This window comes from Niveispirillum fermenti, from assembly GCF_052474395.1.
The window spans coordinates 556,600-578,109 of sequence record NZ_CP156678.1 but is presented as its reverse complement, the minus strand read 5'-3'; the positions used below and the strand labels follow the sequence as shown (position 1 = coordinate 578,109).

Here is a 21,510-nt window from a genome sequence, read left to right as displayed (position 1 = left end):
CCGCATGGAAGCACCGGATGTCGGTAAGTTACATTTTTGAGCGCACAAATCAATCATTTTTGTATCAATGTTACTACATGGAGTCAGAACCGATAATCATGGGCCAGGATCACCGCCTGCTCATGCAGGCCCACCAGATCGCGCAGCGCCGGGCTGTAATAGTCACGGAAGGGACCATGCCGGCTGGTGTTCATCGGCGGTGCCTGCTCCAGGAACAGCGTCGCCAGCGGCTCCGCGGGCACGGCCAGGCCGGCCAGCAGTGCCCGCAACCCGCTACGCAGGTGTTCGGTGGGGATGATCCGCGGTGCAGCAGCGCCGGCATAAAGCCGGCGATAGAGAAAACTGTAGAAGCCCAGGCCGGTGCCCCGGATACCGGCGATACAGCGGCTGGTCAGGTTCAGTCCATGTTGCATGAATTCCGTCGGAAACGCGGCCTCCAGCACCCTTATCCGCGCCGGATCCTCATGCAAAGTGACCAGGTTGCGGATGGTCCCGGCGAAATCCAGTGCGCCATTGTCGGAGCAGGTCAGGAACAGGGCATTGGGCCGTTCCTGCTGGCGCTGGAAGAAATACCAGGAGACGTAATAGTCCCAGGGATTGCGGACGGTGCCGGCCACGGGCAGGTGCCGGTATGATACCGGCAGTTCCGCATAGGGCAGGTGATACCCCGCCCGCCGCGCGCCCGGCACGCATTTCAGCAGCAGTTGGTTGGCAAAAGTCCCGCCGGACTTGTGCAGATGCAGAAAAATGAATTCAGGGCAGATGATCATGTCGGTATGATATCATCCGATGTAGCAAAACTCCATATGGTCCCCTTCATGACCGTAACGATTCGGCAGAACGATTTCCATGCTCCGGCACTGGCGGCCCTGATCGCCGGCAGGCCTGAAAGGGCAGAGGCCCTGCTGCGGCCGATACTGGCCGGTGATCCGGCGGATGCCGCCGGCTGGTCGCTGCTGGCCCGCGCCATGGGGGACATGGGACGGTTCGCGGAGGAGTTGGAATTATGCGGACGGGCCGTGGCACTGGCCCCGACCACCGGCGAATACCGGGCGCAACTGGGCAAATGCCATGCAAGGCGCATGGATATCGCGGCAGCGGAGGAATGCGCGCGGGCGGCACTGGCCTGTTCGCCCCTGTCCGACCTGGTACTGGACGCCATCGCCGCCATCCATACAAGGCTTGGCCAGCATGAAAAGGCGGCCGTCGTGCTGAGCCGTGCCGCCGATGAAGGGTCACGCAACCCGGCCGTCCACTTCAACCTGGGCAGCAGCCTGAAATTCACGGGCGATTTCGACGGTGCCCGCCGGGCACTGGAAACGGCCATCGGTCTGGCCCCGCGATATATCAAGGCGCACGCAGCCCTGACATCACTGGGGGGGATCACAGCCGACCACCACCATCTGGACCGGCTGACCGCCCTGATCGCAACGGTCCCCGACGCCCGCGACCGCATCCATCTGGCCCATGCCGCTGCCAAGGAATGCGAGGCTTTGGGCCGGTATGACGAGGCCTTCATCCACCTGCGCGACGGCAAGGCGGCGCTGTTGAAAGCCCTGGGCGCCGACCCGCGCGAAAGTGCCAAGGCGCCGGCGGCGGTACTGGCGGCCTCCCCCCCTGCCGTCACCGGCACCTGCCGGGCCGAACCCATCTTCGTCGTGGGTATGCCCCGGTCGGGTACGACGCTGGTCGACCGCATCCTGTCAGGCCATCCGGACCTGACCTCCATCGGGGAGTTCCAGCATTTCGCCCAATTGCTGCGCCATGCGACTGGCGTCGCCACACGCCATCTGGTGGATGAGGCGATGCTGGAACGGGTGGCATCGGGCCGCGTGGACCTTGACGGGATCGGCCATGCCTATGTGGAAAAGGGGCGGCAACTGGCCGGCGGGGCGGAACGGTTCCTGGACAAGTTCCACCTGAATGTCCAACTGGTCGGGCTGATCGCCGCCGCGCTGCCCCATGCCCGTTTCGTCTGTCTGCTCCGTGATCCGCTGGACAGCGTGGTCAGCAACTATCGCCAGCTTTTCGAATTTGCCACCCCGCTCTACCGCTATTCCCTGGATCTGGCGGCGGCGGCCGAATTTTACACCGGTTTCCGGCAATTGGCGACACGCTGGGCAGCCTTGCTGCCCGGCCGGTTCAAAATGGTGGCGTATGAGGCGCTGGTGGCCGATCCGGAGCCTTGCGTGCGCGATCTGCTGAATTTCTGCGGCCTGTCCTGGCATCCGGCCTGCGTGCGGATCGAGGAGAACCGCGCCGCCGTGGCCACGGCCAGCGCGGTGCAGGTCCGCCAGCCGATCAACACATCATCGGTGGGCGGCTGGCGCCGCTACGCCGCCCATCTGGGACCGGCGCAGGCGGTGTTGGGATCAGCAGCAGCCTGACCGCGCCAGGAACCGGCCCGCCCGCCCGCCCGCCAGCCCGCCCTCGGCCCAGGCCAGCATACCGTTCACATATACCCGGTCGATCCCCGCAGCCATGGCCCTGGGATCGCTGTATGTCGCCCGGTCCTGGATCAAAGCCGGATCAAAGACGGTGATATCGGCGGCCAGGCCCGGTGCAATGCGGCCCCGGTCGCCAAGCTGGAAGGTGGCAGCCGACAGGCCCGTCATCCGATGCACCGCCTGTTCCAGGGGAAACAACCCCAGGTCACGGGAATACCGGCCCAGCACGCGCGGGAACGTGCCCCAGAGCCGTGGATGGGGTAGTGGATCGTTGGGCAACCCGTCGGAACCGACCATGCAGGCCTCGTGCGACAGGATGCGACGCATGTCATCCTCATGAATCTGGAAATAGCTGGCCCCACCTGGCATCAGCCTGGTCGCCGCCTCCGCCTGGGTGCAGCCCCATTGCGCAGCGATGTCCTTCATGGTGCGGCCAGCCATTTCCGGATGCGGTTCGGACCAGTTGACCAGCACCTCGATCTCCCCATCCGCCAGATCGGCGCGGATGACGGTGGAACCGGCATTGTAGGGGTAGCAATCCATGAAGACCGGCTGCGATACCCGCGCCGCGTCGATCAGGCCCAGCGTTTCCGCCGATCGGCCCCAATTGCGCACGCCGGCGCATTTATGGTGGGAGATGACCAGCGGCAGCCTGTCCGCCGCCGTCACGGCGAAGGCCTCGCGCAGGGCATCGGCCACCCCGTCATATTCGTTGCGGATATGAGCCGTATAGACCCCGCCTTCCGCCGCCACCAGATGCGCCAGACAGGTCAGTTCCGCGATATCCGCCGCCGCCCCCGGCGCATAGAACACCCCTGAACTGAGGCCCAGGGCACCCTGTCGCAGGGCATCGCGCAACAGGTCGCCCATCGCCCCGCATTCGCACGCATCGGCAGGCCGGCCCAGATCATCCATGCACATCAGGCGCAGGGCGGAATGGCCAACCAGGGCGCCGACATTGACACGCGGCACCGTCCGTTCCACGGCGGCACGGTAGCTGGCGAAATCTGGATAGCGGAAATCGCCTGCCGCCCCCAGCAGGTTGAACGGCTCCTCCACCCCGTCGGCAAGGCGCAGAGGGGCGGCGGAAAGGCCGCAATTGCCGACAATGACACTGGTCACCCCCTGGCTGACCTTGGCCGCCATGTCGGGGTTCGTCAGGCAGGCCAGATCGTCATGGGTGTGGACATCGATGAAGCCGGGCGCCACGGCCCGGCCCGCCACGTCGATCTCCTGCCGCGCACGCCGGTCGCGCAGGTCGCCGACGGCCAGGATGCGCCCGCCGCCCACCGCCACATCGGCCGTGAAGCCGGGCGCGCCGGTGCCGTCGATCACGGTGCCGCCACGCAGCACCAGATCGGGTTGGATGTCCGAATCCACGTTTCGGGCCCTTTCAGAAGAAGGTTTTCAGGCCGCCGGTGACGCGATAGCCGTCATCGACTTCCAGCAGCACGCGCCATTTGTCGAAGGTCGTGCAGGGATGGGAAATGCCCAGCGCCACCATGTCGCCCACGTCCAGCGGCGTCGCCGCCGCCGGCATCTCGGCCAGGACATGGGCATGCTGATCGCTCAGCTTCGTGATGCGCCAGCCGGCCACCGGCTGCGGCGCTTCATGCAGCCCCGGCCGGTACCAGGATTTCAGGGTGGGCAGGTCGATATCATGCGACAGGTCGCGCTTGCCGGCCGACAGGACCAGCAACCCCGGCTCCGGCCGCGACAGTACCCGCGCCCAGACCTCCAGCGCCGGCTCCAGGCCGGGCGCCTGGCCGCGTGCCGCCACGTCGCCCAACAGACGACGATAGAAGCCGTCATCATGGGTGATGTAACAGCCGCTGCGCAGGATGGGCACGATATCCGGTGCCCCCACCCCGCCGAACAGCCGGGTCACCAGATCGAAATAGGCCGACCCTCCGGCACTCAGCAGGATATGGTCGGGGTCGGCAAAGCGTCCGTCGGCGCGTAGAATGGTCAGCAGCCGGACGACAATGTCCAGATAGGCGTTCACCGCCTCGGGGCCGGGCAGCAACCCTTCATACCCCTCCACCCCCACCAGCCGCAGCCGGTCCAGGCGCTGGATCTCGTCAGCCAGGGTCAAACCGTCGGCCAGGCTGCGCACACCGCAGCGGCCGCCGGGAAACCCCACCTCGATCATCACGCGGGCCGGTGGCGCGTCGGGCCGGGCCGCCATGGCCGCCTGCACCTGCCGCGCCCCCGCCACACTGTCCAGCAACAGGTGATAGGTGCTGCCGGGAGCCTCGGCGCTCATGCCGGCAAAGGCGGCCAGTTCCGCCCGTCCCAGCACCTCGTTGGCGATCAGCACCCGTTCCACGCCAATGGCATGGCACAAGGCCAGCTGCTGGACATTGGCCACCGTGATGCCCCAGGCCCCGGCCTGCAATTGCCGCTCGAACAATTGCGGGCACATCGTGGTCTTGCCGTGGGGCGCCAGTTTCATGCCGCCGGTGGCCAGATAGGATTGCATGCGGGCAATGTTGCGGTCCATGGCGGACCGCTTCAGCACCGCAACCGGCAGCGGCACATCACCTGCCAGCACCCGCCAGCCCTGATCCGCGATCCGGTCCAGCGTGAAACCAGGGGGCAGCGGCGGCAACCCCTTGGTGCCCGGGGGCAGCGGCTCAGACAGAAGGGGGACGAGGGTCAGCATGATCAGAACTTTTCCAGCGTCAGTTCGGCCGCCATTACCGGATTGCCCGCCGTCAGGCCGGCATCCACGGGCAGCACCACACCGGTGATCATGCGCGCATCGTCACCGGCCAGGAAGGCGGCGGCCTTGGCGATGTCCGACGGGTCGGGGAAGTCGCGCAGCGGGTACCATTTGCGCAAGGACGTAAATATCTCCGGATTGCGCTCTGCCCGCGCGTTCCAAGCCTGGGTGCGCACCGTACCGGGGCAGATGATGTTGGCGCGGATGCCCAGCGGCCCATATTCGATGGCCAGCGAGCGGGTATAGGAGATCAACCCCGCCTTGGCCGCGCTATAGGCCGGATGACCCAGGGCCGTCATGGCGTTGACCGTGCCGATATTGACAATGACACCGGCGCCGCGCGCGATCATGGCCGGCTTCACCGCCTCCACGCAATGATAGGCCGCCGTCAGGTTGATACCCAGATCATGGGCCCAGGCCTCTGGCGTCAGGGTGGCCAGCGCCGTGGCCGCCGCCGCCCCGGCATTGTTGATCAGGATATCGACGGAACCGAATGCAGCCACCGCCGCCCGCACGGCGGCCAGATCGGTCAGGTCGACCGCGACCACCCGCAGCCGCTCTCCGCCATCCATGGCCGTCGCCAGCCGGTCCAGCCCGCTTGCATCCATGTCCAGGGCCAGCAGACGGGCACCCGCATCCAGGAAATGCCGGCACAGCCCGACACCGATACCGCCGGCCGCCCCGGTGATCAGGACGTTCTTCGCCGTAAAATCAGCCATTGGCCCCACCCCCGCGCAATGCCCGCACGGCCCGATCGACCCAGCCGATCTGGGGTGCCGGCAGCAACCCGAAATTATAGAAGGAGATATCGTTGACACCCTGCGCCCGCACGGAAGCCAGCGTATCGGTCAGTTGCGCCTCGCTGCCCATGTCGGGCAGGCCGGGACGCAGGATGACGCCGGGCACCGGTGCCTGACCCGCCAGTAAATCCAGGACATGGCGCAGGTCCGCCGCCGCTTGCGCAGCCGATCCCTGGTAGATGGGCAGTTCCAGCCCGTCGGTGACCCTGTTCAGCGCCCGCAGGTCTCCCCCCTCGCGATAGGTGGTGGCATGCGGGCGCTGGCAGGTGGAGATGACACGCACCGCCACCGCCGCCCGCACGGCAAGGCGGATTTCCGCGCACAGGGCCGTGACGATACCACAGCGCCAGGCGTGAAAAGCCGCCAGCAGGTCCGCGTCCACGGCCGCCGTCGCGCCCGCCAGTCCTGCGTCAATGGCGGCGCGGGCCTGAAGCCGCAGCGTATCGGCATCGATCCCGGCCGCCGTCGCCCCTGCCCGGCAATGGTCGCAGAAGCAAAGGCCCAGCAGTTCCTCGATTTCAGCCGGCAGGCCGCTTTGCGCGAATTCATGGTGATAGCCATGGGCATAGGTCAGCCAGCCCGGCGTTTCCAGCAGCAGGCTTTCCACGTCCAGACTGTCGGCGATGTCGGTACACAGCGCAACGGCATGGTCGCGCACCAAGGGATGGGCCGGGCACAGGCTGTAGACATAGGCATCCCCCCAGGCATTGCGGACGGTGCAGTCCGGATGCGCCATGCCCAAGCGGGTATTGTGGTTCAGCACGGTCCAGGCCCGGACGGGCATCGTCCCGGCCGCGCACAATTCGCCCAGCACGTCGCGCACGCCGGTCACCGCCGCCATCTGCGGTTTCAGCGCGCCATGCCGCACGCGGCCCCGGCTGCGGAAATAGATGGCGCCATCTTCCGGAAAATAAACCCGTGCCACGGGGTCGCGCGGCTGAATGAACTTCCCGGCATGATAAGACGTGGCCACCGTCAGGTGCGTCATGCCGGCATCGCGCATGCGGGCCAGATCACCCGCCGGGTCGTGCAGGTTCCAGGGATAGGCGTACCAGCCCAGCGACAAATCCATGGTCAGGCCGGCTCCCGATAGGCGGTGACATCGACCTCCACCTTTGCATCGACCATCAGCGGTGACTGCACGCAGGACCGGGCCGGCGGGCCATCAGGGAAATAGCTGGCATAGACACGGTTGAAAGCCTGGAAGTCGCGGGCATCATCCAGCCAGACATTGGTCTTCACCACGTCGGCCAGGGTGCAGCCGGCCTTTTCCAGGATGGCGATGACATTGCGCATTGTCTGATGTGTCTGCGCAACGATACCACCATCAATGATCTCCCCGTTCGCGTCCATGGCCACCTGGCCCGACACGAAGACGAAACCACCGGCCCTCGTCGCCTGGCAGAAGGGCAGCGCCTGCCCGCCCGTGCCCGTCTTCACACCACCGATCCGTTCAATCGCCATGATCCAGAAACCTCTCCCGCGACATGCGCCGTTCCATCGGCCTTTCTTCTTCATCCGCCGAATTGATCGGAACGTCAAACATAAAATGTAGCTTTGATACATTATTGATCTAAAATCGGCACCTCGTTCTCGCATCCAGAATCGGAGATCGGGCTGGCAACGCCCGCAAAGCTCTTTGGCCGCCCGCAAGGAGGCAGAGATGCCGGCATAAATTCTATTTATAATCAAATAACTATGACAAAGCCCCCTTCATCCGCCCCCGGCCAGCCAAAAATGTCGTTGATTGTTTGGCCAAAATGTAACAAACATCCAACAACATCAGAACACAGCAGAATCCGGTAGGATGGTCGATGGTATATCAGGACAATGCGGTGCCGGACGATCTGCTGGACCGGATAGAGGCGCTGCTGCCGTCGCTGTCCCGGTCGGAGGCGAAAATCGCCCGCAAGCTGATGGCGGAACCGGAGGAATTCGTGCGCTCCAGCGTGCGGGCCATCGCCGCCGATATCGGGATCAGTGAGCCGACGGTGGTCCGCTTCTGCCGTACCATCGGCTGCGAAGGGTTCCGCGACCTGAAATACCGTATCATTCAGGATCTGGCCCTGCGTCAGGCCCAGCGTGATGCCCGCCTGCCGGTGGAGGCCGGTAGCACCGGCACGGCCACCGAACCGCCTGCCGGGTTCGATGGCACGGCCAACGGTGAATTCGCCCGCCACCTGCATGGCCGGGCGCTGGCCGCCCTCGACGGGGCGATGGCGGGGCTGGACCTGGAAATGATCGGCCGGGCGGCCGCCGCGCTGGCGCGGGCGCGCAAGGTGCTGATCTACGGCCTGGGCGGCAGTTCCGCCATCCTGGCGCAGGAGATGCACAATCGCCTGTTCCGCCTTGGCATCGCGTCCACCTTCTATACCGACAGCTATATGCAGCGGATGAGCGCCGCGACCCTGGAGGCAGCCGACGCCGCCATCTTCGTCTCATCGACCGGGCGGCCGCGCGCCCTGCAGGACAGTGTGGAACTGGCGCGCTATTACCGGGCCCAGACGGTGGCCATCACCGACCGGGACAGCCCGCTGGGCCGCGATGCCGATATCTGCCTGCATGTCGATCTGACCCAATCGGGCGTACATGAATTCCAGCCCAACCCGATGCGGTTTGCACAATTGCTGATGATCGATCTTCTGGCCTATCAGGTTGCCGAAAGCCTGGGTCCCCGTGCAAAACTGATGCTGCGCCAGACCAGGGCCAGCGTCGCCTCCCTGCACGGGATCGCCCCGCAACAGCCCATCGGCGACTGACCGCCTTATACTGTTCCCGGTGATCGGCACCGATCACCGGACCGCAACTGCCGTCGCCCATATCCGTGGGCCTGGCTACGCGCCACGGGGCGCAGGGCGGCAGTCGCCGCCGGATCAAAATCCCGGACAACCGGGGCGGACATGGGGGGTGCGGACGGACGGCAGAACAGCCCGTCCGGATGAAACCCTGTGCCCGGATGAGAACAAGGGAAACAGGGATGAACACGGAATTACCCGGCCCCGCCGCCCCGCGCGGCACCCTCGCGATCCTGGGGGCCATGTTCTTCATCTTCGGTTTCGTCACCTGGCTGAATGGGCCGCTGATCTCCTTCGTGAAGCTGGCCTTCTCGCTCAGCGATGTCGGCGCCTTTCTAGTGCCGATGGTCTTCTACCTCTCCTATCTGGTTCTGGCATTGCCCAGTGCCGCCATTCTGCGCCGGACGGGCATGAAGCGCGGCATGGCGCTGGGCCTGTCGGTCATGGCCGTGGGGGCCGTCCTGTTCGGTCAGTTCGCCACCATGCACTGGTTCCCCGGCACGCTGGTCGGGCTGTTCATCATCGGCGGCGGACTGGCGGTCCTGCAAACGGCGGCCAATCCCTATGTCGTGCTGGCCGGGCCGCCGGAAAGTGCGGCCCGGCGCATCGCGGTGATGGGCATCTGCAACAAGGGGGCGGGCATGCTGGCGCCCATCGTCTTCGGCCTGCTGGTCATGCAGGGCGTGGGTGATCTGGCGGCCGAAGTGGCCGGCACCGCACCGGAGGCGCGCACGCCGCTTCTGGAAAGCTTCGCGCAGAAGGTCCACGGCCCCTATCTGGCCATGGCCGCCATCCTTGCCCTGCTGGCACTGGGCGTCTGGCGCTCTCCCCTGCCCGACCTGCGGGCGGAAGAAGGTGGGGGCGGCGGGGGCAACTGGCGCGATCTGCTGGGCTTCCGCCATCTGTGGCTGGGGGCCGTCGCCCTGTTCCTTTATGTCGGCGTGGAGGTGATGGCCGGCGATGCCATCGGCATCTATGGCGAAGCGTTCGGCCTGCCGTTTGAGCAGACGGCCTATTTCACCTCCCTGACGCTGGGCGGCATGATGCTGGGCTATATCGTGGGGCTGCTTCTCATTCCGCGCGTCGTCAGCCAGGAACGCTATCTGGCCCTGTCCGCGCTGCTGGGTGCGGCGGCGGTGGCGGGGGCCTGGGCGACACAGGGCTATGTCTCCGTGGGGTTCGTGGCGGCCCTGGGCTTTGCCAATGCCATGATGTGGCCCGCCATCTTCCCCCTTGCCATTCAGGGGTTGGGCCGGCACACCGGCACCGGTTCCGCCATCCTGGTCATGGCCATTTCCGGTGGTGCCGTCGTCCCCCAGATGTTCGCCCTGCTGAAGGAGGTGGCGCATTTCCAGTGGGTGTTCCTGGCGCTGATGGCGCCATCCTACCTGTTCATCTGGTATTTCGCCGTGCGCGGCAGCCGGCCTGTCATACGGTCGGCGTGATCGGAGGACAAACCATGTATTTCGACGGGGAATACCGCTTCATCGGCAGCGCCGATCCTGCTCCCGCCCAGGCTGCCATGGCCGCCATGGGGACGGATGCCTGGACGGCGGAGACGGGGCGCCAGCAGGTTTATCGCGCCCATGCGCAAACCGAAACGGTGGGCCTGATCTTCGATCCGGACATGCGGCACACCGATGCCACCATCCAGCCGGCCTTCGCCCGGTTCCAGCCCCTGCTGGAACCGGTGATGGACATCATCCGGGATTTCTACGCCCGCAACCCGCCGCCGGGCACCATCAGCGGCCCCGGCTATTTTCAGCGCATCATCCTGGTGCGGCTGGCGGCCGGGGGCAATATCGGCTCCCACCGGGACAATGGCGCCTCGCTGTCACGGGCGCATCGCATCCATTTTCCCATCGTCACCGCGCCAGGCGTGGATTTCGGCATCGCCGGTGTGGTTCGCCATCTGGCGGCGGGGGAGATCTGGGAGATCAACAACCGCAAGCCCCATGCCGTGCGCAACCAGAGCGCCCAGGCCCGCATCCATGCCATTCTGGATTATGTCCTGCCAGGGGAAATTGTACAGGACCCGGACGGGCAACTGGTGGCGTAATACTATTTTTCGGTGACCAGAACCTATGGTTCTGATCAATGCATCCCATGCGCCAGGCGACGCCATCCGGCAGCTTGGCACAAACCGCTTCAAAAATCCGCGAAGAAGGCGGCCACCTCCCGACTGAAAGCGGCCGGTTCCTCCATGGCGGCGAAATGGCCACCGGCCGGCATCGGCGTCCACCGGGTCACATGATAGCAGCGTTCCGCCACCGCGCGCGGCGGATAGGGCAGGAACTCCGCCGGGAACAGCGCGCATCCCGTGGGCACTGTCACGCGGTCGTCCGATCGCGGCTCGGTGAAGATGCTGTGATACATCCAGATGGCCGACTGCACCGCGTCATTGACCAGATAGATCATCAGGTTGGTCAGCAGGGCATCCTTGCCGAAATGGCCGTCGATATCACCCTTCGTATCTCCCCAGCCATGGAACTTCTCCACCACCCAGGCCGCGAAGCCGAGCGGATTGTCGGCCAGCGCCAGGCCGATGGTCTGGGGTTTCGTGGCCTGTTCCATCATATAGGCGGACTGCATCTGCTGCACGGCCAGCAGCCGCTGGCGCCAGGCCAGCGTTTCGGCATCGTCGCCGGCCGAAGGCACCACCGGCCCCATGAACAGGTTCAGGTGGATGGCGGCCACCACATCGGCATGGTCTCGCCCCAGCCAGGTGGTGACGGCCGACCCCCAGTCCCCGCCCTGCGCCCCGAACCGGGGATAGCCCAGCACATCCACCATCAGGCGGCGCCAGAGCGAGGCGACATGCCGGGGGCCGATGATCCCGTCGGGGCGGCCGGAAAAGCCGAAACCCGGCAGGGACGGCACGACCACGTCGAAACCGGCTGCCACCAGGGGTTCGACCACGCGGTCGAACTCGAAGAACGACCCCGGCCAGCCATGGGTCAGCACCAGCGGCAGGCGCGAACCGTCGCCGCGCAGATGGATGAAATGGATATCGGTCCCGTCCACGCTCGCCATGAACTGCGGCAGCCGGTTCAGATGCCGTTCCGCCGCGCGCCAGTCATACCGCGTCAGCCAATATTGCCGCAGGCCCGCCACCCAGCCGGCATCGGTGCCATAGCGCCAGTCCCGGTCATCGGCCGGGGCATGGCGGCGGGGCGCGGACAATTCCAGCCGCCGGCGGATCAGGTCCAGCGTTTCATCGGGAATGGCAATGGTGAAGGGGCGGGGGTGGTTTGACTGCGTGATCATGTCGTTCATACCGGATGCCCTTTCCCGCTACGCCCCGCCGCCGCCAGAGATGGCAACGGCGTCCCGTCACATTTCCCGCATCCGCTCGCTGTAGGCCGGCCGGGCCCAAGCGATCAGGGCGGCGGCGGCAGCACCCAGCACGACCAGCGACAGCGTGATGGACCAGCCGATCCGGTCGGGATCGGCGAAGACATAATCCGTCAGCCCGCCGATCAGCATGGGGCCCAGCGCCAGCCCGCCCAGGTTCGACACCAGCACGGCCAGCGCCCCGAACCGGCCCCGCATCTCCGGCGGCGATACCATCTGCACGGCGGTCAGCGCCGGGCCGAAGGAAGCGCCGACCGTCAGCATCAGCAGCAGGATGGCCAGGAACATCACCTGGGCCGACCCGGCCAGGATACCCAGGGCCACCAGCGGCGGCGCCAGCAGCAGCATCCAGAAATAAAGCCTGAGGGCGGCATCGCGGATGCCGCGGCCAAACAGCCGGTCGACCAGCAGCCCCATGGACAGGCCGCCCACGATGCCGCCCAGTGTGACGGCCAGGCCCATCATGGCCCCGACCTCCGTAGCACCCATGTCCAGCACGCGGCGGGCATAGGTCGGCGCCCAGATCATGGTGCCCTGCGTGGCCATGGCGGCCAGCAGATACCCGCCCATCATGCCGCCGATCAGCCGCGCATGCCGGCGCAGATGGGCGAAGAACACGCCCCAGCCGGCACCGGCACCTTGTACGGAAGCCCGGGCCGGTTCCCGGAAGCTGAAGGCCAGCAGCCCGATCAGCACCCCCGGCAGGCCGGTGACCACCAGCACCTGCCGCCAGGGCGCCAGCCCTTCCAGCGGACCACCCAGCGGCGAGCGGGTGAAATGATCGAGCAGGAAGCCCCCCAGCGCGAAGGACAGGCCGATGCCGGCCACACCCGCCGCGACGAAGCAGGACATCGGCGTGGCCAGCCTGTGGCGCGGGAATATGCCCGACAGCAGCGACTGCGCGGCGGGGGAGATGGCCCCCTCCCCGAACCCGACCAGCAGCCGGGCGCCGAAAAGCTGCGCATAGTTGCGGGCCAGACCTGTGGCGGCCGCGGCCAGCGACCAGAGCGTGATGCCCGCGAACATGATGCCCCGGCGCGACCAGCGATCCACCAGACCGCCGATGACCAGCCCCATGGCGCCATAGAACAGGGCGAATGCCATGCCCTGAATCAGGGAAAGCTGGAAATCGTTCAGGCCCAGATCGGCCCGCATCTCCGGGATCAGCACGGCAATGACCGTCCGGTCGATCAGCGAGACGATCTGGAACAACACGATCACCAGCACGGCCCACCACGCCCTCAGCGGCGTATAGCCGGGCGCGTACCCTTCCCCTGTGGTCATGCCGGCTGCTCCGCACCGGACGGGGCCAGATGCGACGGGGCGTGCGGCAGGAAAACCGTCTTGATCTCGGTAAAGCCGTGCAGCCCCTCGATCCCGCCTTCCCGGCCCACGCCGGACTGCTTGAAGCCACCATAGGGCAGCGTGAAATCGATGACGCGGCCGTTCTGGGCGAAATTGCCCGTCCGGATGCGCCGGGCAACGGCATAGGCCCGGTCGGTATCCTGGGTGAAGACACCGCCCGACAGGCCATAGGGGCTGTCATTGGCAATGGCGATGGCCTGCTCGACATCGTCGAAGGGGATGATGCTGCCCACGGGGCCGAAAATCTCCTCACGCGCGATGGTCATGGCATTGTCCACCTCGGCGAACAGCGTGGGCTCGATATACCAGCCGCGGGGCAGGTTTGCCGGCCGGCCGCCGCCGGTGACAAGACGGGCGCCTTCCGCCTGGCCACGGCTGACATAGTCGCGGACCCGGTCCAGCTGCCGCCGGGCGACAAGCGGGCCCATCTGTGTGTCCGCCGCGAACGGGTCGCCCACCTGCACCGACCGGAAGGCGGCGGCCAGCGCCTCGGTGATTTCCGCCTGCCGGGCACGGGGCACCAGGATGCGGCTGAAGGCGGCGCATTGCTGGCCGCACAGGCCGATCAGGTTGGGCATGATGCCGCCCACCACGGTGTCGACGGGCGCATCCTCCAGCACGATGGCGGCCGATTTGCCGCCCAGTTCGGTCGTGACGCGGGCCGACCGGGACGCGCAGATGGACGCCACATGCAGCCCCGCCGCCGTGGAGCCGGTGAAGCTGACCTTGTCCACCTCCTGCTTGCGGATAAGGTATTCGGACACCTCGCGCCCGGCCGGCAGGACGGAGAAGACACCTTCCGGCAGGCCCGCTTCCGCCACGCATTCAGCCAGCAGCAGCGCTTCCAGCGGCGTTTCGGGCGACGGCTTGGCGATCACGGTGCAGCCGGCCATCAGGGCCGGCGCCACTTTCAACAGCAAGGTGGCCAGCGGTGCATTCCAGGGCACGATGGTGACGGTGACGCCCACCGGCTCCCGCACCACCACACAGGTGCCACCCTGGGCCGGGGTGCGCAGCTCCTCAAAGCCCGTGCCCTCGGCCAGACCACAGAAATAGTCGAAATAGGCGCGGGCATATTGGGCGAACATGCCGGAATGGGCGATGGGCATGCCCACCTGCGCCGACCAGGCATAGGCGACATCCGGCGCGCGGGCGGCCAGCCGGTCGGCCACGCGGCGCAGGGCCGCCGCCCGGTCCCCCGCCGTCATGCGCGGCCAGGGACCATGGTCGAACGCATGGCGCGCGGCAGCCACGGCGCGGTCGACATCGGCCGGAGATGCCGCGACGACCGCGCCCAGCACCGCTTCCGTGGATGGTGAAACCAGTTCGATCCAGCCGCCGCCGGATGCCGGCCGGACCCACTGCCCGGCGATGAAGAGATGATCCGTGTGCGACAGGTTGGCAAGGTTCGTGGTCATGTCCCGTCCGTGCAGGCAGATGGCGGCAAAAAGGGGTGGCGGGCGGGGAACATCCCTGCCCGCCACCCCCTCGGGGCGATCAGAACTTGTAGCCCAGTTCCACACCGAACATGCGCGGCTCGCCATAGACGCTGGACTGGAAGCCCAGCCCTTCGGCCATCAGCCCCAGCACGCCGACGCGATACTGCTTGTCGAACACGTTCGTCCCGAACAGGGCCGCGCTGACGCCGGAACGGTTGATGTCGTTCCATTCCAGCCGCAGGTTGACCAGGCTGTAGGACGGCTGCAGGCCCTCCAGCTCGAAATCATCGAGATAGATCTTGCTGCGCACGGTGTAATTGGCCGTGAAGGCGGCCGTGCCCATGGCTTCATCGATGGGGAGGTTCACGGTGCCGGTCACACCGAACTGGTGCTTGGGCGTTCCGCGCTGCTCGATCTCCGGCAGGACCGTGCCGTTGGGCATGGTCATGGTGGTGCTGCCCCGCAGGACGTCGACCTTGATGTAGGAATAGAAGCCCGTCAGGCTGAAGGCATCTGTGGTGTAGCTGAAATCCAGCTCGCCGCCCTTGTTGCGCTGCTTGGCCGTGTTGTCGACGACGGTGATGATGTTGTCGACGACGCCGTCACCGTCGGTGTCGAAGCTGGTGGCGCGCTGCTTCTGCACATTCGACCCGTTTTGCAGGAACAGGGCCACGCCACCGGTCAGACGCCCGTCACCCAGCCAGGTGTCGGTCTTCACGCCCAGTTCGTACTCGTCCACCTTTTCCGGCAGGAAGGGCTGCGCCGCGATGGCATTCTGGGCGCGGGTGGAGAAGCCGCCCGCCCGGAAGCCATGCCGGTAGGAGGCGTAGGTCGTCAGGTTGTCGCTGGGCTTGTATTGCAGGGTCGCGTCGTAGGTGAACTCATCGAAGCTCTTCTGATTGGTGAAGAAGCACTGGTCGTAGGGCACCGACTGCACGCCCGGCGTGGTCAGGTTGAGATCGAACTCGCAGGTGCGCAGAACCGGCCGGGTGGGCGACAGCGTGATCTTGCGCTTGTCGTAATTGTAGCGCAGGCCGCCGGATGCCGTCAGATCGGGGGTCAGCTTGTAGGTGCCCGCCACGAAGCCGGCATAGGCCTCGGCGAAACCCTCGCCCGCGCTGTAGCCGACGAAGCGGCTGGCCGTGCCGGTCTGCAGGGCGCCGGCGCCGGCCATGGTCAGTTGCGGCAGGGTGTTCTGGTAGGAACCGTCGATGCCCTTTTCCTTGAAATAGAAGCCGCCGACAATATAGGTGAAATCCCCATCGGCGGACTCGCCCTGCAACTGGAGTTCCTCGGAAATATTCTCCACATAGGCGAACTGCCGCGGCGTGATCAGGAAGGCGGGGATGCCGTCATAATCCTGGACCACGTTCCGGCTCTGGTTGCGATAGCCGAAGATGTTCTTCAGGGTCAGCGTGTCGCTGAGCTCGATGGTCGTCTTGTTGGTGAAACCGTTATTGCGCGTCTTCTCGAACGGCTGGCCCAGCGCATCCATGCGGCCACCCTCGCCGGCGCCCATATCCAGGCTGTAGCGCTTCTTGCGGAACAGTTCGCGCGCGGCCTCGAACTCGGCCGGGATATTGTCGGTGATCAGGCCGCCGCGCCGCAAATTCTCATAGTTGGACAGGGCCGACGGCAGGGAGATGGAGGTCAGGAAGACCGCCGTGCCATTCTCATCGCTGACAAAATGGTCGAAGACCGTCAGGTTCTCCACCCCTTCCCAGGGCTTGGCCAGCAGCGAGATGCGGAACGTCTCGTAATGCTGGTTGTCATATTTGCGGCCGGTCGTCACCTCGTGCGCCCAGCCATCGCGGCGGCGGACCTTGCCGGCCACGCGGACGGCATAATTATCGCCCAGCGGGGCGTTCAGCACGCCATAGACCTCGTACATCTCGCGATTGCCGGCGGAAAGCTTCATTTCGCCTTCCGTCACGCCCAGCACGGGATGGTGCGGCTCGACCAGCACGGCGCCGCCCGTCATGTTACGGCCGAACAGCGTGCCCTGCACGCCCTTCAGCACCTGCACGGATTGCAGGTCGTAAAGCGCATTGCCGAAGCCATAGGGACGGGGCTGGACCACTTCGGCGAAATAGGTGCCGACGGCGGGATCGGTGAAAAGCTGCGTCTCCTGCACGCGCTGGCCGCGCATGGCGAAGGAGACGACGTTGCGCTGGCTGGCGGGGGCCGTGATGGTCAGGGACGGTGTCTGGTATTGCAGGCCCTGCACATCGGTGACGCCGACCTTGGCCAGAGCATCGCCGGAGATGGCGGAGACGGCGATCGGCACGTCCAGCAGTGCCTCCTCGCGGCGGCGGGCCGTGACGATGATCTCTTCCAGCAGACCGGCACTGGCCTGCGGCGCGGTGGGGGCAGCCTCCTGCGCGATGGCCGGTGCGGTGCCGCACAAGGTTGATGTGGCCAGCAGCGCCATGGTCAAGGTGCGCAGCTTCATGACTTCCCTCCCTCAAATAAGGTTCTGTTGTTTTATTTGGACGCGGGAACGGAACGACGCCGATACCAGGCGATGAACCTGGGGCACATCACATCTCATTCCGCTGTATGTCGAACAATGCGTCCTGCCACTCATTAAAATCGATCCAGCCTTTAAAGGAAGCCATCGCCTTCTCCAGCGAAGGATGGATCAGATACATGATCCCCGGCAGGCCGCAAACTCATCACTTGCATCGTGCAAAGCCTTACGGGGACAGGATTGTCAGGTTTCCACCACGACGGGCAGCGACAGGATGCCAGCCACGCCGCCATCCACGTTCAGCATGTGACCGGTGACGTAGGACGCGGCATCCGACGCCAGGAACAGGGCCGGGCCCACGATCTCCGACGGGTCGCCGAACCGGCCCATGGCGATGGCATCGCGGAAGATCTTCGCCCTTTGCGGGTTGCCGACCGTGGGTGCGGCCATGTCGGTATCGAAAAAGCCGGGTGCGATGGCATTGCAGGTGACCCCGCGTGGCGCCAGTTCCGCCGCCACGGACCGGGTCAGCCCCAACACGGCATGTTTGCTGGCGGTATAGGCGGCAAGGTTCGGCCGGCCCGTCTGCGCCACATAGGAGGCGAAATTGATGATGCGGCCCCAGCCGCGCGCCGCCATGCCGCGCGACAATTCCCGGCACAGAAGGTACATGGAGGCGACATTGACGTCGAACATGTTCTGCCACTGGGCCAGCGTGCTGTCGGGCAGCGCGCCCCAGCCGGCGATGGCACCATTGTTCACCAGGATGTCGATGGGCCGTTCATCACCGGCCAGCGACGCGGCGGCGGCCTCCACGGCCGTCAGGTCGGCCAGGTCGAAGCTGATCGTATCCGCACGGCGGCCCAGGGCGCGGACCTCGCCCGCCACTTCTTCCAGTCTGGCACCGTCGCGGGCGGCCAGCACCAGATCGGCACCGCCCCCCGCCAGCCCCAGGGCAATGGCCCTGCCCAACCCCCTGGATGCACCCGTGACGAGCGCACGGCGCCCCGTTGTGGAGAATAATGCTGTCATGCTGTCCTTCCCATTATGCCCCGATGGCTGGCCTCGGGCCTATTGATAGGGCATGGCGGAATCAGCGGGCAGCCGGGCGGGGCAAAGGATCACATCGGCGATGAGGGACGGCGTGACGCGAACACCCCTCCCCCAAGGCACCCGCGCGGGCTTAGAACAGGAACAACGGGACGGGTGGCGGCATGCTGGAAGCCCTTGCGGGCAACCGGGCACGCAGGATATTCGCCGTCCGCGGGAAGACAAGGCAGGGCGGAACATGACGCAGCTCGAAGCGGACTATATCATTGTCGGTGCCGGCTCGGCCGGGTGCGTGCTGGCCAACCGGCTGTCCGCCGATGGCCGCAACCGCGTGCTGCTGCTGGAAGCCGGCGGCGATGACCGCCCCCTGCGGGAACCCGCCCAGTTCGCCAGCAACGTCAACATCCATCTGCCGGCCGGCTTCACCCGCATGCTGGCCGACCCCCGGATCAACTGGAACTATAAGACAGAGCCCGACCCCGGCAGCAACGGACGCCAGCACCATTTCCCGCGTGGCAAGGTGCTCGGGGGTTCCTCCTCCATCAATGGCATGATCTATGTCCGCGGCCTGCCGGAGGATTACGAGGGCTGGCGTCAGCAGGGCTGCACGGGCTGGGCCTGGTCCGATGTGGCGGGGCTGTTCCGGCGCGTGGAGAACCAGACCGGCCGCGCGGACAGCCAGGAGGAGGCGGGCGTCGGTGGCCCGCTCGATATCGGCGACGTCCCCTTCCGCCACCCGGTGCAGCAGGCCATCATCGATGCCTTCGCCGAAGCCGGCGCACCGCGCAGCAACGACCTGAACGGCACGACGCGCGAAGGTGTGGCACCCGTGCGGCTGAACACGCGGCGTGGATTGCGCCGGTCGGCGGCCGTGGCCTATCTGCACCCGGCCATGCGCCGGCCGAACCTGACCGTGGTGACCCGGGCCCTGGCCACGCATGTCCGCTTCTTCGGCTCCAGGGCCACGGGTGTGCATTTCCTGCAGGACGGACAGGCCCGCTGCGCCACGGCCCGGCGCGAGGTGATCCTGGCCGGCGGGGCCATCAACTCCCCGCAATTGCTGGAACTGTCGGGCATCGGCGATGCGCAGCGCCTGTCCTCGCTGGGGATAACGCCGCTGGTCGACAGTCCGCGCGTGGGGGAGAACCTGCAGGACCATTATGCCAGCATGGTCCGCGCCCGCCTGAAGCCCGGCAGTCCCAGCCTGAACAGCCTGTCGCGCGGGCTGGGCCTTCTGGGGCAGGTGCTGCGCTATGCCACGGCCCGGTCGGGCCTGCTGGCCCTGGGGGGATCGAACCTGACGGCCTTCCTGCGGTCCGACCCGGCCCTGGACCTGCCCGATCTGCAATTCTTCGCCAGCCCCGGCACGGTCGATTTCAAGGCCCTGGCCGAAAGCGGGCGCATGCAGATGGAACGGGAACCCGGCATGACCATTGGTGGATATGTCATGCGCCCCCGATCGCGCGGGTCGGTGCATATCCGATCATCGGACCCGGCTGCGCATCCCGCCATCCGGCCGGGATTCCTGTCCGATCCCGCAGACCAGCGGGCAACCGTGGCGGCCCTGGAATGGGCGCGCCGCATCATGGGCCAGCCCGCCCTGGCGCCCTATTTCGACCATGAACTGACACCCGGCCCTGAGGCCGACAGCTACGACGCGCTGCTGGCCTTCTGCCGGGCCGCCGGCTCCACCGGCTATCACCAGTCCGGCACCTGCGCCATGGGTGGTGATGAAAGGTCGGTGCTGGACCCGCAATTGCGGGTGCGCGGCACGACGGGGCTGCGCGTGGTGGACGCCTCCATCATGCCGACCATCGTGTCCGGCAATACCCATGCCGCGACGGTGATGATTGCGGAAAAGGCGTCGGACATGATCCTGGCGGGATAGGACAGCCCCGGATCATACTATTTTGCGGTGATCAGCACCTATTGGTTCTGATCACCGCCCAATCGCCGGCGCCCACATCCGTGGGCGCACGCCGGTGCCAACATTCGTTGGCTTGGCGACGCCGAACGAGCGGTGCTGTGGCGGTCGCCGCCGGACCAAGTTGCGATGAATTCCATTCATCGCAACTTGTTCTCAGACCAAAAGATCGGGGTCGGCGAACAACTGTCTGAACCAGTCGACGGCAGGGTCGGCCTCCGTGCGCCGGTGCCAGACCAGTGAATAGGGAAAGTCCGGCACCGTGACGGGCAGCCGGAAAGAACTCAACCCCTGGGACGTCGCGACCGGGGCCAGCCTGGATGGCAGCGTGGCGATCAGGTCGGTCCCGGCGATGGTCGAGATATTGCTCATGAAGCTGGGCGAGCGCAGCACGATGTTGCGGCTCTGGCCCATCGCCGCCAGGGCCACATCGACCGGGCTGGGATTGGGATCGCGAAACTGTGCGATGGCGTGGGGATAGGCCAGATAGTCGTCCGTCGTGATCTGGCCCCGGCCGGCCTGCATCAACGGGTGCCATTTGCAGCAATAGCCGACGAAACTGTCCCGGAACAGCGGCAGCGACTGGTAGGGCGTTTCCGGAGGGCGCAGGCCCCAGAAGGTGCAATCCAGCTCCCCCTTCTCCAGCAGGGCCAGCGTCTGTTCGCCAACCGGCATGAGGTCCAGCGTCGTATCCGGTGCCAGCAGGCGCAGCTTGCGCATCAGCCGAGGGACAATGGTCAGGGCCGTGAAGTCGCTGATGGCAATGCGGAATGTACGGTTGCTGCTGCTGGCATCGAACTCCCCGCCCGCGACGACCCGGCTCACATCCTCCAATATCTTCGCAACGGGCCCGGCCATCGCCCGGGCACGCTCGGTGGGCACCAGCTTGTTATGGCTGCGCACGAACAGCGGATCGTTCAACATCTCGCGCAGGCGGTTGAGCGCATGACTGACCGCCGGCTGGCTCAATGCCAGCAGGGGTGCAGCGTCCTTGACGGAACCGGTGCGGACGACGGCGTCAAAAACCACCAGCAAATTCAAATCGATACGGCTCAAATTCATGAGATTGATTTCGTCATTCAGTTTTATTCATTTTACTTACTCGGAATCCACGGGTAAAGCAAAAACAAAGGTTTCCATT

General features: G+C 66.0%; 17 protein-coding genes. 5 read left to right on the top strand and 12 right to left on the bottom strand.

Features of this window, described 5'->3' with window-relative positions; translation table 11 throughout:
* Positions 1-83: 83 nt before the first annotated feature.
* Positions 84-770 carry a hypothetical protein gene (locus ABC728_RS02125; protein ID WP_416619765.1) on the bottom strand — a complete coding sequence of 229 codons (687 nt, stop codon included), beginning with the start codon at positions 768-770 and terminating at the stop codon, positions 84-86.
* A 48-nt stretch (positions 771-818) separates the two neighbouring features.
* On the opposite strand from ABC728_RS02125, the gene ABC728_RS02120 reads away from it, so the two are divergent.
* A complete protein-coding gene (locus tag ABC728_RS02120) occupies positions 819-2,387 on the top strand; it encodes a tetratricopeptide repeat-containing sulfotransferase family protein (RefSeq protein WP_416619764.1) in 1,569 nt (522 codons plus the stop codon).
* Here ABC728_RS02120 and ABC728_RS02115 read toward each other — a convergent pair.
* Genes ABC728_RS02115 through ABC728_RS02095 form a run of 5 tightly spaced genes read right to left on the bottom strand, consistent with a single transcriptional unit; the run spans position 2,373 to position 7,436 of the window.
* Positions 2,373-3,827, bottom strand: coding sequence for an N-acyl-D-amino-acid deacylase family protein (locus ABC728_RS02115; RefSeq protein WP_416619763.1), 1,455 nt, complete (start codon positions 3,825-3,827; stop codon positions 2,373-2,375). The two genes, ABC728_RS02120 and ABC728_RS02115, sit on opposite strands and share 15 nt — an antisense overlap.
* Positions 3,828-3,840: 13 nt before the next feature.
* The gene (locus ABC728_RS02110; RefSeq protein ID WP_416619762.1) at positions 3,841-5,112 is read right to left on the bottom strand and encodes an alanine racemase; all 1,272 of its coding nucleotides are present in this window, start codon (positions 5,110-5,112) and stop codon (positions 3,841-3,843) included.
* 2 nt (positions 5,113-5,114) lie between these two features.
* Positions 5,115-5,891, bottom strand: a complete 777-nt coding sequence (locus ABC728_RS02105; RefSeq protein ID WP_416619761.1) for an SDR family oxidoreductase — start codon at positions 5,889-5,891, stop codon at positions 5,115-5,117.
* Entirely contained in the window at positions 5,884-7,044 is a 1,161-nt protein-coding gene (locus ABC728_RS02100) for a hypothetical protein (RefSeq protein ID WP_416619760.1), read from the bottom strand. Before ABC728_RS02100 ends, ABC728_RS02105 begins: the two co-directional genes overlap by 8 nt.
* 2 nt (positions 7,045-7,046) lie before the next feature.
* Positions 7,047-7,436 carry a RidA family protein gene (locus tag ABC728_RS02095; protein WP_416619759.1) on the bottom strand — a complete coding sequence of 130 codons (390 nt, stop codon included), beginning with the start codon at positions 7,434-7,436 and terminating at the stop codon, positions 7,047-7,049.
* Positions 7,437-7,786: 350 nt separating this feature from the next.
* On the opposite strand from ABC728_RS02095, the gene ABC728_RS02090 reads away from it, so the two are divergent.
* The 3 genes from ABC728_RS02090 to ABC728_RS02080 all read left to right on the top strand — a co-directional run bounded on the left by ABC728_RS02090 (position 7,787) and on the right by ABC728_RS02080 (position 10,826).
* Positions 7,787-8,731, top strand: coding sequence for a MurR/RpiR family transcriptional regulator (locus ABC728_RS02090; protein ID WP_416619758.1), 945 nt, complete (start codon positions 7,787-7,789; stop codon positions 8,729-8,731).
* Between the two features lie 218 nt (positions 8,732-8,949).
* Positions 8,950-10,212: a sugar MFS transporter gene (locus ABC728_RS02085; protein WP_416619757.1), complete on the top strand. Its 1,263-nt coding sequence runs from the start codon at positions 8,950-8,952 to the stop codon at positions 10,210-10,212.
* Positions 10,213-10,226: 14 nt separating this feature from the next.
* Positions 10,227-10,826 (top strand): aspartyl/asparaginyl beta-hydroxylase domain-containing protein, encoded by a 600-nt coding sequence (locus ABC728_RS02080; protein WP_416619756.1) that lies wholly within the window; start codon positions 10,227-10,229, stop codon positions 10,824-10,826.
* A gap of 89 nt (positions 10,827-10,915) precedes the next feature.
* On the opposite strand, the gene ABC728_RS02075 is transcribed toward ABC728_RS02080, so the two are convergent.
* From ABC728_RS02075 to ABC728_RS02055, 5 genes are all read right to left on the bottom strand, one after another.
* Positions 10,916-12,043: an epoxide hydrolase family protein gene (locus ABC728_RS02075; RefSeq protein ID WP_416619755.1), complete on the bottom strand. Its 1,128-nt coding sequence runs from the start codon at positions 12,041-12,043 to the stop codon at positions 10,916-10,918.
* Positions 12,044-12,100: 57 nt separating this feature from the next.
* Entirely contained in the window at positions 12,101-13,405 is a 1,305-nt protein-coding gene (locus tag ABC728_RS02070; protein WP_416619754.1) for an MFS transporter, read from the bottom strand.
* Positions 13,402-14,904 carry an aldehyde dehydrogenase gene (locus ABC728_RS02065; protein WP_416619753.1) on the bottom strand — a complete coding sequence of 501 codons (1,503 nt, stop codon included), beginning with the start codon at positions 14,902-14,904 and terminating at the stop codon, positions 13,402-13,404. The genes ABC728_RS02070 and ABC728_RS02065 overlap by 4 nt, the downstream gene beginning before the upstream one ends.
* A 79-nt stretch (positions 14,905-14,983) precedes the next feature.
* A complete protein-coding gene (locus ABC728_RS02060) occupies positions 14,984-17,377 on the bottom strand; it encodes a TonB-dependent receptor (RefSeq protein WP_416619752.1) in 2,394 nt (797 codons plus the stop codon).
* A 261-nt stretch (positions 17,378-17,638) separates the two neighbouring features.
* Complete coding sequence (locus ABC728_RS02055) at positions 17,639-18,427, bottom strand: SDR family NAD(P)-dependent oxidoreductase (RefSeq protein ID WP_416619751.1); 789 nt, start codon at positions 18,425-18,427, stop codon at positions 17,639-17,641.
* 256 nt (positions 18,428-18,683) lie between these two features.
* Here ABC728_RS02055 and ABC728_RS02050 point away from each other — a divergent pair, with 256 nt between their 5' ends.
* A complete protein-coding gene (locus ABC728_RS02050; RefSeq protein ID WP_416619750.1) occupies positions 18,684-20,333 on the top strand; it encodes a GMC family oxidoreductase in 1,650 nt (549 codons plus the stop codon).
* A 192-nt stretch (positions 20,334-20,525) separates the two neighbouring features.
* Here ABC728_RS02050 and ABC728_RS02045 read toward each other — a convergent pair whose 3' ends face one another.
* The gene (locus ABC728_RS02045; RefSeq protein WP_416619749.1) at positions 20,526-21,431 is read right to left on the bottom strand and encodes a LysR family transcriptional regulator; all 906 of its coding nucleotides are present in this window, start codon (positions 21,429-21,431) and stop codon (positions 20,526-20,528) included.
* Between the last annotated feature and the right edge of the window lie 79 nt (positions 21,432-21,510).